The sequence below is a fragment of the Gilliamella sp. X-46 genome, assembly GCF_057063525.1.
Genome location: NZ_JBXSQH010000002.1, coordinates 322,977 through 338,450, shown reverse-complemented (window position 1 = coordinate 338,450; position 15,474 = coordinate 322,977). Strand labels below are relative to the sequence as shown.

The 15,474-nt window shown below is 35.2% G+C and carries 11 protein-coding genes, 1 tRNA gene and 2 pseudogenes; 11 read left to right on the top strand and 3 right to left on the bottom strand.

The window, feature by feature from the left end; all coding sequences use genetic code 11:
* The first annotated feature begins 27 nt into the window (after nucleotides 1-27).
* From secD to ACYIAJ_RS04180, 6 genes and pseudogenes are all read left to right on the top strand, one after another.
* Nucleotides 28-1,884: a protein translocase subunit SecD gene (gene secD, locus ACYIAJ_RS04205; protein ID WP_483564384.1), complete on the top strand. Its 1,857-nt coding sequence runs from the start codon at nucleotides 28-30 to the stop codon at nucleotides 1,882-1,884.
* A 15-nt stretch (nucleotides 1,885-1,899) separates the two neighbouring features.
* Nucleotides 1,900-2,895, top strand: a complete 996-nt coding sequence (gene secF, locus ACYIAJ_RS04200; protein ID WP_483558728.1) for a protein translocase subunit SecF — start codon at nucleotides 1,900-1,902, stop codon at nucleotides 2,893-2,895.
* Nucleotides 2,896-3,022: 127 nt separating this feature from the next.
* A tRNA-Ala gene (locus tag ACYIAJ_RS04195) sits at nucleotides 3,023-3,098 on the top strand.
* 366 nt (nucleotides 3,099-3,464) lie between these two features.
* Complete coding sequence (locus ACYIAJ_RS04190; RefSeq protein ID WP_483564383.1) at nucleotides 3,465-3,737, top strand: chorismate mutase; 273 nt, start codon at nucleotides 3,465-3,467, stop codon at nucleotides 3,735-3,737.
* A gap of 90 nt (nucleotides 3,738-3,827) precedes the next feature.
* Nucleotides 3,828-4,254 (top strand): annotated as a pseudogene (locus ACYIAJ_RS04185) (ClbS/DfsB family four-helix bundle protein).
* A 32-nt stretch (nucleotides 4,255-4,286) separates the two neighbouring features.
* The gene (locus tag ACYIAJ_RS04180) at nucleotides 4,287-4,520 is read left to right on the top strand and encodes a helix-hairpin-helix domain-containing protein (RefSeq protein ID WP_483564382.1); all 234 of its coding nucleotides are present in this window, start codon (nucleotides 4,287-4,289) and stop codon (nucleotides 4,518-4,520) included.
* 307 nt (nucleotides 4,521-4,827) lie between these two features.
* Here the strand turns inward: ACYIAJ_RS04180 and cas3 are convergent, their stop codons facing one another.
* Nucleotides 4,828-7,533, bottom strand: a complete 2,706-nt coding sequence (gene cas3, locus ACYIAJ_RS04175; protein ID WP_483564381.1) for a CRISPR-associated helicase Cas3' — start codon at nucleotides 7,531-7,533, stop codon at nucleotides 4,828-4,830.
* A gap of 307 nt (nucleotides 7,534-7,840) precedes the next feature.
* On the opposite strand from cas3, the gene ACYIAJ_RS04170 reads away from it, so the two are divergent.
* The 5 genes and pseudogenes from ACYIAJ_RS04170 (at nucleotide 7,841) to ACYIAJ_RS04150 (ending at nucleotide 14,635) form a co-directional block, all read left to right on the top strand.
* Nucleotides 7,841-9,808: an extracellular solute-binding protein gene (locus tag ACYIAJ_RS04170; protein WP_483564380.1), complete on the top strand. Its 1,968-nt coding sequence runs from the start codon at nucleotides 7,841-7,843 to the stop codon at nucleotides 9,806-9,808.
* Between the two features lies 1 nt (nucleotide 9,809).
* Nucleotides 9,810-10,898, top strand: a complete 1,089-nt coding sequence (locus ACYIAJ_RS04165; RefSeq protein ID WP_483564379.1) for a microcin C ABC transporter permease YejB — start codon at nucleotides 9,810-9,812, stop codon at nucleotides 10,896-10,898.
* Nucleotides 10,898-11,929 (top strand): ABC transporter permease, encoded by a 1,032-nt coding sequence (locus tag ACYIAJ_RS04160; protein WP_483564378.1) that lies wholly within the window; start codon nucleotides 10,898-10,900, stop codon nucleotides 11,927-11,929. Before ACYIAJ_RS04165 ends, ACYIAJ_RS04160 begins: the two co-directional genes overlap by 1 nt.
* Nucleotides 11,926-13,500 (top strand): annotated as a pseudogene (gene yejF / locus ACYIAJ_RS04155) (microcin C ABC transporter ATP-binding protein YejF); the annotation flags it as partial. The gene ACYIAJ_RS04160 and the pseudogene yejF, both read left to right, overlap by 4 nt.
* A gap of 271 nt (nucleotides 13,501-13,771) precedes the next feature.
* Nucleotides 13,772-14,635 carry a hypothetical protein gene (locus tag ACYIAJ_RS04150; protein ID WP_483564377.1) on the top strand — a complete coding sequence of 288 codons (864 nt, stop codon included), beginning with the start codon at nucleotides 13,772-13,774 and terminating at the stop codon, nucleotides 14,633-14,635.
* A 69-nt stretch (nucleotides 14,636-14,704) separates the two neighbouring features.
* Here ACYIAJ_RS04150 and frdD read toward each other — a convergent pair whose 3' ends face one another.
* Nucleotides 14,705-15,061 (bottom strand): fumarate reductase subunit FrdD, encoded by a 357-nt coding sequence (gene frdD, locus ACYIAJ_RS04145; RefSeq protein WP_483564376.1) that lies wholly within the window; start codon nucleotides 15,059-15,061, stop codon nucleotides 14,705-14,707.
* Nucleotides 15,062-15,075: 14 nt separating this feature from the next.
* Entirely contained in the window at nucleotides 15,076-15,471 is a 396-nt protein-coding gene (locus ACYIAJ_RS04140) for a hypothetical protein (RefSeq protein WP_483564375.1), read from the bottom strand.
* Nucleotides 15,472-15,474 lie beyond the last annotated feature (3 nt).

Sequence of the window (15,474 nt, the reverse complement as noted above, 5' to 3'; positions counted from 1 at the left end):
TTACCTAATCCTACAAGAGAATATGTCGTGTTAAACCGCTATCCTTTGTGGAAGTACATTATGTTGGTCGTTGTCATTTGCTTCGGCCTTCTTTATGCACTTCCAAATATTTATGGTGAAGATCCCGCTATACAAATTTCAGGTTCAAATACTACTGAAATCGATGTTGCTACACGAGATCAAGTTAAAAAACTTTTGTCTGATAATCATATCCAACCGAAATCATTAGTTTACGATAATAAATCGATATTGATTCGTGTTGGTGATAACGATACCCAGCTTAAAGCAAAAGAACTTATATCTGAAGCATTGGGTGAAAAGTATATTGTTGCATTAAATTTAGCACCAGCAACGCCTACATGGCTTACTGTGTTAGGTGCAGAACCTATGAAATTGGGTCTTGATTTGCGTGGTGGTGTTCACTTCTTAATGGAAGTCGATATGGCCACCGCATTAAGTAAACTCACTGAACAATCTATCGAAAACATCAAAGCTGAATTTACTAATAGCAAGTTAAATTATAAAACGATCAGCAAAGATAGTGATCAGCAAATTGTAATGCAATTTGATAATACTGAAGATCGTAATAAAGCCATTACCAAGATCAATGGGATACAAGATTATAAAGTGATATCCCAACGCGACAACAGTATCGTCATCAATGTCAGTGAACAACGTTTACAGCAAGCGAAAAATGATGCTGTCCAACAAAACACTACCATTCTACGTAATCGTGTTAACCAACTCGGTGTTGCTGAACCAATCGTTCAACGTCAAGGGGCAGATCGCATTGTCGTTGAATTACCCGGCATACAAGATACTGCATTAGCCAAGCGTATTTTGGGAGCAACAGCAACATTAGAATTTAGACAAGTTAACGAAGAGAGTACGTCTAATTTGCCAGCTATTCTAAATGGTGAGATGCGTATTCCTTATGGTTCAGAAATTCAGTATATGGAAAACGGTCGTCCTGTACTACTGTATAAACGTATTGTATTAACAGGGGATCATATTACCGATTCTTCATATCGTGTTAATCAATATGGCCAACCCGAAGTAGCTATTACACTTGATGGTTCAGGGGGTAAAAGAATGCTTGATTTTACCCAAAAAAATCTTCATAAAGCGATGGCAACCCTATTTGTTGAATACAAAGATACCGGTAAACGTGATGAAAACGATAAACCGATCTTTGAAAAACAAGAACGAGTTATCAACGTTGCGACTATTCAAGGTATTTTTAGTGATCGCTTCCAAGTAACCGGTATTGGTAATATTGATGAAGCTAAAAATTTATCACTATTATTACGTGCTGGGGCATTAATTGCACCAATTCAAATTATTGAAGAACGAACAGTAGGGCCATCAATGGGTCAAGAAAATATTACCCAAGGTCTAGAATCTTGCGCATGGGGTTTAGCAATTTCTGTCATCTTTATGCTAGTTATGTATCGTTTGTTTGGCGTGTTTGCTAGCCTTGCATTAGTTGCAAACTTAATTTTAATTGTTGGTGCAATGTCTTTACTTCCTGGGGCAACGCTAAGTATGCCTGGTATCGCAGGTATTGTGTTAACTGTGGGGATGGCAGTTGATGCTAATGTACTGATTAATGAAAGAATAAAAGAAGAACTTAGTAATGGACGTGGTGTTCAGCATGCAATTAATGAAGGGTACGCGGGCGCTTGGAGCAGTATTTTTGATGCCAACCTGACCACTTTAATTACTGCTGTTATTCTTTATGCAGTTGGTACAGGATCAATTAAAGGTTTTGCCATTACACTAGGCATCGGTATTGTAACATCAATGTTTACATCGATTGTCGGTACTCGTGCATTAGCCAATCTTATTTATGGCGGTCGTCGCGTTAATAAGTTATCAATTTAGAGGTTTATTGTGAGTATTACTAAAAAACAAAATCATGATGTTAGAGAGTTAAATCATGGCCGCAGAGTCCTCGACTTTTTAAAATTTGGCTTTATTGCTTTTGTTATTTCAATGTTATTAGTTGTCGCATCGTTTGTGGTTATTTTTGTTAAAGGATTTAATCTAGGACAAGATTTCACTGGCGGTACAACTGTCGAGCTCACCGTAACAAAAGCCGTTAACCTTGATGACCTTCGTAACAGCTTACGCAATGCTGGCTACCACGAACCGATAGTACAATATTACGGTAGTAGTAAAGATATCATCATTAGATTACCTTCGGCCAAGCAAGAAGATGGTAGTGCCTCATCCGCTATTGATAATGCACTAGGCACCAAAATTTCCAATTTAATTCATAAAGATATTGATGCAGATGCTCAAATTAAACGGATTGAATTTGTTGGTCCAACTGTTGGTTCTGAACTTGCGCAAGATGGTGTTTTGGCAATCTGTGCCGCATTAGTGTGTATTTTAATCTATATTGCCTTTCGTTTTGAGTGGCGATTTGGTACAGGTGCAGTTGTGGCCTTAGCGCATGATGTTATCATCACCGCAGGTTATTTATCGCTATTTGAACGAGAACTTGATTTAACAATCATTGCTGCGATGTTATCGATTATTGGTTATTCTCTTAACGATACCATTGTTGTTTTCGACCGAATTCGCGAGAATTTTAGAAAGATTCGCCGAGCAGAACCTTACGATGTTATTAATATTTCATTAACACAGACATTGCATCGTACTTTAATGACATCAGGTACAACTCTTGCAGTGGTCGTTATTCTGTATATCTTTGGCGGTTCAATGTTAAAAGGCTTCTCTGAAACATTAGGCGTTGGTATTGTGCTTGGTACAATCTCATCAATTTATGTAGCGGCTTATATGTCACTTAAATTGGGCGTAAAACGTGAACACTTTATGCCACCTAAAATTGAAGCCGAAGGTGCAGATCAACCTTCAATATTACGTTAATTATATAAACTCTGCCATCAATAGGCAGAGTTTTATCAGGCTGTTTTTCAAACAAATAATATCAAATCGATTGACACTTATTATTTAGTTGCATATTATTAGCCACAGTTTTATCCCTTACTATTTGGGGGCCATAGCTCAGCTGGGAGAGCGCAACGCTGGCAGCGTTGAGGTCAGGGGTTCGATCCCCCTTGGCTCCACCAAATCAATATTCTGTAAGATTCTTTAAAACCCATTAAAAAACACAAAATCTGCGCCTCCTTGACTAGAAGGTATATAAACAAAATTTTTAGTTATATTATTGTGTTATTGGGGGGTATCAATATAGAACAAAATTGATTTAATAAATAAAAAAATCAATTAATTGTTGAATATCTCCAAATATGAAACTCAATTCTATTAAAAGTGAATGATCAATTTTGTATATATAAATATAGTGCAACGATGAAACCCACTAAGTGATACTTTTGTACATAATCTAATAGTGATAGGATATAAAAAGTTAAATAAACAAAAGGTATAAAATCGTGAATTATAAGCCTACCCAAGCGCCAAACAAATGTGAGAATATGAACCACATTCGTGCCGAAATAGATCGGATTGACCATTCCATAATTAAATTGCTTGCTACACGTTTTGAATACGTCAAAGCTGCCAGTAAGTTCAAAAAAAATACCACTGACGTACAAGCCAAAGAACGTTTTGACAGTATGCTAGAACAACGAAAACAATGGTCGAATGAATTAGGGCTCAATGGAGAAATCATCAAAGATCTATATGCAAATTTAGTACGATATTTTATCGATGAAGAATTGAAATATTTCAAAAACAAAGAAAAATAAAAACAGAAATTTCATTAAAAATAGTTATAAAAAATATTTATTTTATATGATATTTTAACAATATTAATGATCTCATAAGGAAGAGGTAACATGGCTTATACAAATAAACAGCAGTTATTAAATGAAATAAACAAAACAGCCAAGTTATTTATTGATGAGTTTATAGTTTTATCTGAATCACAAAAAGACATCTTAGTGGAGGGGGTTGATCGTACTCCTGCACAAATGATTGCTTATCAACTCGGTTGGCTTAATTTGGTGAAATCTTGGGATGATGATGAACTTGCTGGTCAAACACCTGAATTACCGGCTTCTGGATACAAATGGAATCAATTGGGTAATTTGTATCAGCAATTTTATAAAACATATCAATACCTATCATTACAGGCATTAATTCAAGCATTTAATCAGCAAATTACCATTTGGAATGATTGGATTCAATCTCAATTCTGTGGCGCCGGTTAAATCGTTTAGAGCAAAAATCAGAAAGTGGAAAAAGCTAAATGCATCAGTTTAAAATTATATTCAATATAATGTAAGGAAAATAATATGTCATTTACAGAAACAGAACGACAGCAATTGATGGAACTTAAATTCGTGGGTGCCAAAATTATTGAAAGACTTGAAGAGATGAGCTTCGATTCTTTCGATAAATTGCGTAATGCTAGTTTAGATGAAATCCTTAATAAAGGTGCGTTATTAACAGGTTCAACTTGTTGGAAAAACAGTCATCAAGCAAAAACGGCAATAAGTAATATTTTGAGTTTGGTTAACAATACTTAATATTCCTTGTATAGGCGGTAAGTGCATCCAACCGTTCAATTGAACAATGATAATCAATTTTTGGGTTTAAGATATTTATACTGAAACGTATAGTTATCTGAAACTTTTTTACAAAAATTAATTATCTCTAGTGTTCAAGGAACAGCGGCATTTCGACGGAAATACTGTTTTCTAACTCAGTTTATTCCCACACATATAGGGAGCAGACTAATTATCGCTAATGGTTATATAATTAAAATAAAAAAGTAAAACTCCACCAAATTTTTAATTTGATTTTTAATCATATTATTAGTAAATATATACGTAATTAACTTGCATAAAATCCTATCTCTTTTGAGTAAAAAGTTGAGTCTTTACCTTGTTCAATTAAGATAATAATGGCTTGAGGTCTATGTATTTGCAGTCTAATCTTTTCTAAGCTTTGTTGATCAAGTTGTGGGATAGCCTTTTTTATTTTTTCCCATTTTGAAATGCTTAGCGGAACACGACTTTGTTCCCACGCATATTCACTATTGGTGCAATAAGGTATTATTTTATCTTCTAGCTTATAAGCTAAATACAGATCGACGTTATCTTCTGATAGTCGGGTAGATAGTTCAATACTCTTTTCCCATCCGTTGCAAGAGATTTGATTATATCCATCATTAAGCTTTAATAAACTTTGATTTGCGATCGAAGCTTGGCCAAGTGATTTTCCTTGTGCAGAATAAAAGGCTTCTTGTAATCCTGTTGGTGGTTCAATGTCTTGTGCATAAACTGACTCAATTAACAATCGGGCATCTTCAGGCATTTTGATAACGCGTTGAGTCAGTAATATTTTTTGGGTAAACCATAAATAAGCATGGTTAGGGTAGACATAACTGGTATTGCGAAAGGTTGGATTATCAAGCCAATCTTTTTGGGGATCGTCCTGCCAATGTGGCGCAAGTACAGTTAAAATGGGTTGTCCACGATCATCATAAGGCTGAGTTTTTTCATCAAAAGGTTTAACATTACCTTGTTGATCTCGTACATGGCGTCTTAAACGGCCGGCACGTTGTATCAATAAATCAATTGGGGCAATATCACTAATCATCTCGTCAAAATCAAGATCTAACGATTGTTCAATAACTTGAGTTGCAATAATCACCTTTGCGTGGCGAGTATTACGGTTAGATGTTTTACCTGCCCATTTTAGTGTTTTTTGTTCAATTTCAAGGCGATCACAAAAAGCAAAACGACTATGAAAAAGTAATATATTATTGCTATCTATCTCTAACTTTAATTGCAATTGTTGATACAAACTAATTGCATCGTCAATACTGTTTTTGATCCAGCAGATAATTTTACCTTGTGCTATCGTGTGGCGGATTTTGTTTATACCTGCATCAATATCATCTATCCATTCAATGTTTACTTGACGTTTGACTTCATCTCGAGTATCTATTGCTTGTTCTATTAAACCATTATGATTTAGTTGTGTTATGAGAGGGAAAGGTAAGTTATGGTTTAAAAGTAGATTTCGAGGGTGATTTGTTAAGCCTGTATAAAATGCATTGAGTAACTTTTCACGTAAAAAATAGGGTAAGGTAGCGGTAAGAATAATGGCACTACCACCTTGTAAGGCGTGATAATGCAATAACGATTCTAATAATTTAACCATGTAACTATCATAAGCATGAACTTCATCTAATATGAGTAACTTATGCCTTAGACCTAATAATCGTAATGATTGATGTTTAAATGGCATAACCGCCATTAATGCTTGATCCAAGGTCCCGACACCAACTTCAGCTAATAATGCTTTTTTTCGAGTATCAACAAACCATTCCTGACACTCTGCGCTAATGGTCTGTTCACCTTTAGGATATAGTTGTTCGCTGTTATCCTCGCTGCTGATAATTGATTGATTAAAATGAGGGTTCATATAGCTAGTACCATGCGCTAATACTAGCGAAGGGCGACTATCGTCTTGATATAACTGACCATAAATTCCCGTTGTACGCTGATAAATGGCATTTGCGGTTGCTTGGGTTGGTAAGCCAATATAAATACCTTGAGCTTTTTTAGCTGTCATTAGTCTATGTGCTAAAACCATTGATGCTTCGGTTTTCCCTGCTCCTGTAACATCTTCCATAATAAATAATTCCGGACCAGAATCAGACAATTGGCATGATAATGCTTGCTGTTGCAGTGGTGTGGGCTTTTCAATAAATGGAAATAGATTTTTGATATCAATAAAAGGGGCGATGGGCGATATTTTGGGTAAAGTGGATATCGCTTTTTCTGCTTGAATAATAGCATGCTTATGCCAATATTCAGCAAGCGGTATTACTTGGGAACAAAAGGGAAAAAATGATTCGTTAGATCCTAACCAATCACTAATAACGGTTAAACCAGCAATTAACCAACTTATTTGATTAAGTTTTTTTTGCAATTCTTTATCAAAAAAGAAAGAGCAATAGTCTGCTAATTTATGTTCGCTAATAAAAAACTCATTAATTGCTTTTATATAATCTAATGCTGCTTGTTTATCTTGTTGATTAAATGACAAATTTCCATTTACTCCCAATTCTGGTGGCTTGCCATGATGCCCTGTCATGATGAGTAACCATATATCCAAAAAACGGTTTATCTTCCTATTATAGTTAGATAACTGAATTTCGGTTTTATCCATAAGAAAAGTATCCCATAACCAAAATCCAAGAGAATCATGTCTGGACATATATCTTTTTGCGGGATCAGCAGCAACGAGTTGAGGATTGTTGTGCTTAAACAACTGTTGGAACCCATTGGCGAATTTTCCTATATCATGCCAAGTCAAAAAATAGGCAAACCAGAGGGCTGCCTTTTCATTGTCTTGTGGAGTAAAGCCGATTTGCATAAATAGTTCAGCTGAATTGAAATAGTTGTGTTTAACTATTTGGTATCCACAAGCGGCTACGTCTAAATTATGATATGGGAGTAAATGGTAGTTATTATTATCAGAGCCTTGACGACATTTTCCCCAATATTGATAAAACGATTCGGACATTGAGTTTTATTCCTTTATTACTATTTAGAAATAGATGTTGTACAACGTATGTTTTTAATTATATAACGATACTCATTATTTATAATTAATTTAATGCAGCTTTTTTAATATCAAAATAAAGGTATATTTAGGCTGCATTATTATTTTAAATTCACTTTATTAATTAGGTTTTGCTCATTTAGTTGAAGTTTGGCAAAATAGGCAACTTAATTAAGGATTGTGACTGCCTTAAATGACTGATTTGTTAATAATCAATAAGAAGTTACATAAATATGCTATTATTAAATAAAGTAGGAACGGAATTGGGATGATGAGTCGAATTAAACAATTAATAAAAACATTATTCGTCTTGAGCTGCCTAAGTGGTATAGTCATTTGTTCTGCACCGGTTTCTGCTGATGAAGAACAGCCAGTGCTTCTTCAAGCAGAGTCTCAAACCGAGGTCGAAGTGGGTGTTAATCCCCTAACTCAATTACCTGAAACGAAGCAAATTGATATTGTTGGTCCACACCAAATACATGAGGAAATTTATCATAAGACTATCTATTCACTTTCAGGTCACCCTAAGTATCCAGATGATTTTCAACATCTTGATTATGTCAATCCTAATGCACCAAAAGGTGGTGTGATTAAACTGGCCGAAATTGGCTCTTTTGATAATTTGAACCGCTTTGCTAGCCGTGGTGCACCTGAACGTAATTCTGGGGCGCTATATGATAGTCTTTTTACTAATACTGAGGATGATATTACCAGTTTTTATCCACTTATTGCGACGTCAATTACCTATTCTAACCAATATCGCTGGGCAGAAGTGGCGATTAATCCTAATGCCCGTTTTCAAGATGACAAACCCATTACGGCACACGATGTTGTGTTTACTTTTGATAAATTTATGACTGAAGGGGTGCCTCTATATCGTGTTTATAATAAAGGTGTTACGGTTAAAGCGATAGATGATTACCATGTTAGGATTGATATTCCAGAGTCAGATCGTGAGAAGCTTCTTTCATTTGTTGGTAGTATGCGAGTTATCCCTAAACATTTTTGGCAACATCATGATTTTTCAGAGCCATTAAGTACGCCGCCAGTTGGTAGTGGTCCTTACTATATTAGTGATTATAAAATGGGGCAATATGTTGTTTATCGACGTAATCCCAATTATTGGGCGCGCGATTTGCCAATTAATAAGGGCTTAGATAATTTTGATGAAAAGCGTATTGATTACTATATGGATAATAGCGTTTCGTTAGAAGCCTTTAAAGCGGGCGAATATGATTTACGCGATGAAGATCAACCTAAAAATTGGTTTACTCAATATCAAGGTAAATATTTTGATGCTAACCATATTATTAAACAAGAAAAACCGGTTAAAACAGCAACCGACACTAAGTGGCTTGCATTTAATTTACAAAAAGAGCTATTTAAAGATATTAAAGTGCGAAAAGCTATCACACTGGCGTTTGATTTTGAATGGTTAAATCATGCCTTTTATTATGACAGTTACAAAAGACCTTATAGTTTTTTTGAAAACACTATTTATGCGGCAAAGGGTAAACCAACAGAGCAAGAATTAAAGTGGTTAAATCCTTATAAACATATTATTCCAGAAGCCGTTTTTAAGAATGCTTATTCTATTCCAAAAAGTGATGGTAACGGCTTTAATCGTGATAATTTATTAAAAGCTGCTGAATTATTAAAACAAGCCGGATGGGTGATTAAAGACGGTAAGTTGATTAACGATAAAACGCAGCAACCGTTTGAATTTGAGTTGATCAGTTATCTTGGTAACGATATTAAATATGCGGTTCCATTTCAACAGAATTTAGCCCGTTTAGGGATCACCATGAAAATCAGCTTATTAGATTCAGCACAACACTTACGTCGTGTTCGTGAGCGTGATTATGATATGGTTGCACGTGATTATTATGCTGTAAATTATCCAAATTCTAATTTGTTGATGTTTTGGGGTAGTGAGTATCTTAACTCGTCATGGAACGCTTCTGGTTTACATAATAAGGCTATCGATAGCATTATCGCTGAAATTATTAAAAATGTGGATAATCAAGAAGCACTTGTCCCATTAGGGCGTGCGCTTGATCGTATTTTAACGCAAGAATATCCAATGATTCCTATGTGGTATAATAGCAAATCGTACTATGCATACTGGAACAAATTTGGGCAACCAACTATACAGCCAACTTATGCGATAGGGGTTGATAGTTGGTGGTATGACGCAGAAAAAGCAGCTAACCTGCCTAAAAATCGGGAACATTAATATGCTAAATTACTTTATTCGTCGATTGTTACTGATTATTCCAACATTATTTGTGATTTTAACAATCAACTTTTTTATTGTGCAAGTGGCGCCAGGTGGACCGGTCGATCAGGCGCTTGCTATGATTGAAAATGGACCGCAAGCAGGGCAAGGGCTATTGCCGGGGAATGATGGTACGTCTACATCAGTACATCAATATAAAAATGAGTCAAACTATCGTGGATCACGTGGGCTTGATCCACAGGTTATCTCGATGATCGAAAAACAATACGGCTTTGATAAACCAATATTTGAACGTTATATCGAAACGCTAAAGAAATACATATTATTTGATTTTGGTAACAGTTTTTTTAAAAGTGAATCGGTATTAGGATTGATAGTCAAAAGTTTACCTGTTTCAATTTCATTGGGATTATGGAGTACGTTAATTGTCTATCTAATCTCAATTCCTTTAGGTATTCGCAAAGCGGTGAAAGATGGTTCAGCATTTGATTTTTGGTCAAGTACCTTAATTATTATTGGTTATGCCATACCACCTTTTTTATTAGCAGTGTTGTTAATTGTATTGTTTGCCGGTGGTAGTTATTGGGATGTTTTTCCACTTCGCGGGCTTATTTCGAATAATTTTGATCAACTTGACTTTTGGGGCAAGGTAAAAGACTACGCATGGCACATGTGCTTACCGACTATTACTATGTCAATTAGTGGTTTTGCTTCCTTGACAATGTTGACAAAGAACTCGTTTTTAGATGAAATCCGCAAGCAGTATGTAATCACTGCACGAGCGAAAGGGTTGAGCGAAAGGCAAATTATGTATAAGCATGTTTTTCGCAATGCAACGTTACTGATTGTATCGGGATTTCCTGCTGCTTTTGTGGGTATTTTATTTACCGGTTCGTTACTAATTGAGATCATATTTTCTCTTAATGGGCTTGGCTTATTGGGCTATGAGGCAATTATTCAACGTGATTACCCTGTGATTTTTGGGACGCTTTATATTTTTACATTAGTTGGACTCATCACAAAACTGCTGTCTGATTTATCTTACATGATGATAGACCCACGCATTGACTTTGAGGCTAGAAACTGATGACCACTCATTATTCTTTTAATCAACAACGCTGGCAACGATTTAAACATAATCGTCGTGGTTATTATTCACTTTGGTTATTTTCGATCTTTTTTGTGATTAGCTTATTTGCTGATTTTATTGTTAACGATAGGCCCATTTTTATTAAATATCAGGATAATTACTATTCACCAATTTTTCATTTTTATCCAGAAATGGAGTTTGGAGGGAAATTAGAAACGCAAACCAATTATCTTGATCCTGCCGTGCAAAATAAAATAGAAGCGAATGGCTGGATTTTATGGCCGCCGTTTCGCTACAGTTATAGTACGCTAATCTATGATACGCAAAATACTTTCCCTACTCCGCCTTCAACATCGCATTGGTTAGGTACAACTGATGCGGGTTTCGATGTACTGGCTAATATCTTATATGGTTTTCGTATTTCGATGTTTTTTGCTATTTTTTTGACGTTGTTTACTTCATTTATTGGTGTCAGCATCGGTGCAATCCAAGGTTATTATGGTGGAGCAGTAGACCTGATAGGGCAGCGATTTATTGAAATCTGGTCTGGTTTACCGGGTTTATTTGTGATTATTTTATTAGCCAGCATTTTGCCACTTAATTTTTGGTGGTTGTTGGGTATTACTGTTTTATTTGGTTGGATGGGGCTAGCCAATGTTGTGCGTACCGAGTTTTTACGGACTCGCAATTTTGATTATATCCGAGCAGCTAAAGCAATGGGGATTAGTGATAGTAGCATTATGTTTAGACACATCTTACCTAATGCGATAGTGGCAACATTAACCTTTTTACCGTTTATCCTTTGTGGCGCTATTACGACGATAACTTCGTTGGATTTTTTAGGTTTTGGCTTGCCGATTGATTCACCATCTCTTGGTCGATTATTGCTGCAAGGTAAAAATAATTTACAAGCTCCTTGGCTTGGTATTAGTTCATTTTTAATTATAGCTACGTTACTTTCTTTACTTATTTTTATTGGTGAGGCAGTAAGGGATGCATTCGATCCAAGCAAAGGAGCGTATCGATGAGTTCTCCTTTATTATCCGTTCAGGATTTAAGTATCGCTTTTAAATGTGGTGCGCAAACTATATCACAAGTCGTGAATCATGTTAGTTTTGATATTCATGGGCAAGAAACATTGGCTCTTGTTGGTGAATCAGGTTCTGGAAAAAGTGTTACCGCGCTGTCTATCTTACGTTTGTTAGGTCAAGAGCAAGTGGTTTATCCTACTGGCGATATTTTGTTTGAAGAAATCTCTTTGTTGCATGCGCCAGACAAAGCTCTTCGTAAAGTACGCGGTAATCAAATTAGCATGATATTCCAAGAGCCGATGGTGTCATTAAACCCTCTACATACGGTTGAAAAACAACTTTATGAGGTTCTGGCGTTACATCGTGGTATGCGCCACAACGATGCGCGTTGTGAGATTTTGCAATATCTTGATCGTGTGGGAATTAAAGAGCCAAAAAGTAAATTATCGGCTTATCCCCACCAGTTATCAGGTGGCGAAAGGCAGCGAGTTATGATTGCTATGGCAATTTTAACCCACCCAAAGTTATTAATAGCAGATGAACCAACCACCGCTTTAGATGTGTCAGTTCAAGCTCAAATTATTCAGTTATTAAAAGAGTTAAAAAACGAACTGAATATGAGCATGCTATTTATTTCGCATAATCTTACCATTGTTAAAAAATTGGCCGATAAAGTAGCTGTTATGCAAAAAGGCGAAATTGTTGAATATAATAATAAGCAGCGTATCTTTTTACGTCCAGAACATAAATATACGCAAACACTATTAAATTCACAGCCAAATGGTGATCCGGTACCTTTGCCTGATACTCCTGGAATACTGCTTAATGTAAATCACCTGAGCGTTGAGGTTATTGCCAAAAAACGTTTATTTAGTAGTCAAAAAAAACAAATAGTTAATAATATTGGTTTTACTGTGCACCAAGGTGAAACTGTTGGGATTGTTGGTGAATCAGGATCGGGAAAAACGACCGCTGCACTAGCCATTTTACGCTTGATTAAATCACAAGGTAACATTGTATTTGATAGCCATTCTATACAAAACCTAACTGGCAAAAAACTATTACCATTTCGAAGCCGTATTCAAGTTGTGTTCCAAGATCCGTTCTCATCACTTAACCCACGCTTTAATGTCGAGCAGATTATTTGTGAAGGGTTAATGACACACAAAAAACTAAGCAAAACTGAGCGTGAAAAGGCCTTAATTGATATTATGCAAGAAGTTGGTCTTGATCCTGAAATGCGTTATCGCAATCCTACTGAATTTTCGGGTGGTCAGCGTCAGCGTATAGCCATTGCCCGAGCTTTAATTTTACAACCAGAATTATTGATTTTAGATGAGCCAACTTCATCGTTAGATCATACCATTCAAAAACAGATTATTCATTTGTTAAAGTCATTGCAAGAAAAGTATCAGCTTAGTTATTTGTTTATTAGTCATGATTTAGCGTTGGTTTATGCAATGTGTCATCAAGTAGTTGTAATGAAAGAAGGCCGAATTGTTGAGCAAGGTACGCGTGAAAAGGTTTTCTACTCTCCAGAAGAAGAATACACCAAGGCGTTACTTTCATTTTTAGACAAACGACCTCGTAAACAAAGTAAAATCTTGATACATCAGGAAAAGATTGAAGCTGAAAAAGTAGAAACTACAGCAAAATTTGCTCATAGCGATGATACTCAACAACATCAACAGAAAAATAAGGAGCCAGATAAAAAGGTCAATTGGGGCGATGCGCTGTTAATGCGTAAAAAATAAATATCTAAATCCGTATTTTAGCAATGATTTATATGACAAATCATTGCCAATAAATCAATATATTAATCTATTTAGCAGGTCGATTATGCAAAAACGAATACTACCTTTTTTATTAACACCTTGTTTATCACTGATGTCGATAAATGCGCTAGCGTTAACTTGTAGCGAAAACCCAGCTCAAAATATAGTTGAAGCAAATAACTATATTTTTCAAATTTTGGATTATATTGATTCGCCAGTAAAAGGCATTAAACAAGAGATTAGAACTTCAACGACTCAATTGGGTAGTGATGCCAATGGTACGACCGCTAAGCACTCATTAGAATATGATCCCAATGGTCTTATTACGCAAAGCAATTATGATCTTTATTCCGATAAAAATATCCGAGTTTATTCTGAACATCTACAAAAAAATAAATCGGGCTGGGAAAATATCATTGAAGATATAGAAGACAAAACCAATAGCATTATCCAATTTAATACCGATGAACAAGGCAAAATTGTCTTTTCACTACAAACCAAAAAAGCTGTCGATTTTGTTTTTATTGAAATGGATAATTATGTGTATGACAATAATCATTGCCTCATTAATAAAAATGTACAATGGCAACTAAAAGAGATTGATGAGAACGGTAAATACACAGGTACAGATCAAAAAGGGTCTTCAAGTTATACCTTTGGATATCGAGAGCAACAGCTTGCTAAAGTGTCGTACCAATTTAGTAACAATATGACAAACGAAAGTGATTTTTCGTATCAATATGATAACGATCGTCATCGATTAACTACCATTGAATCTTCTTACTTATCATCAGGAAAAGAAGTTTCACATTATTTAACTAAATTTTTAACTTTTAATGAAAAAAATGATTGGCTTATGGCAAGTAAAGTTAAAAATAATCAAGAGAATAAACAAACTAATATTACCCGCGAACTCACATATTATTAGTTTTTGAAAATATAAAAAGCGTTATTTTGTTTATGACGCTTTTTATATTCCTATAACTAAAAATGCCAGCTATACCCGAATAAACAATATATAAATAGCATGTATTGTCCATGCTAATGCTAAGCCAAAAGTCAGTAACTTTTCGCGTTTTGGATAGATTTTACGCTCGTGCAAAAGCGTTAAAATTTGTTGTAATCCACACCAGATAGGTAATGAAATCATCGAAAATAAAAACAATTTCCCCATTTCAGTATTGGCTATTTTTAGAATATGAGAACGTGTTGCTACATCACCAAAAGAAATCATAAATGTCATAATGATTAGCACAATAGGTGAAAACATAGCAGCCCATGTTCCGCCAAGTGTAAACAAACTTTTTATTACTTTTCCATCTGTGTTTTTTGTTTGAATTTGTTCATTTTTCATTGATGCAATACCACTTATTTCAATACAAGTAAAAATAAAAAAATCGATACAGTTAGCATAACTGTCCATAGCCCTACAGTCAGTAATAATCTGTTAGATTTTTTATTGAACATTGCACTAGGAATCGTTTTAGAGACTAAATTAAACCAAGTTATCGTATGGAAAACACTAACCAATAACACAATACAATTAAGCACGACAACAAAAGGACTATGCAAAAAGAAAATAAAACGGTAAAACTCATCTTGCCCAACGGTATTTGTGTGCATACACACTACACCATACATTAAAATTAAACTTAGCCAAATCATGGAAAAAGGAACTAATTTGTGCATAATAGTAATTATAAAGGGACGTTTTACATCGGTTTGAACAGCATCAAGGCGATGATTGTTATTTTGTTGATTCATAAA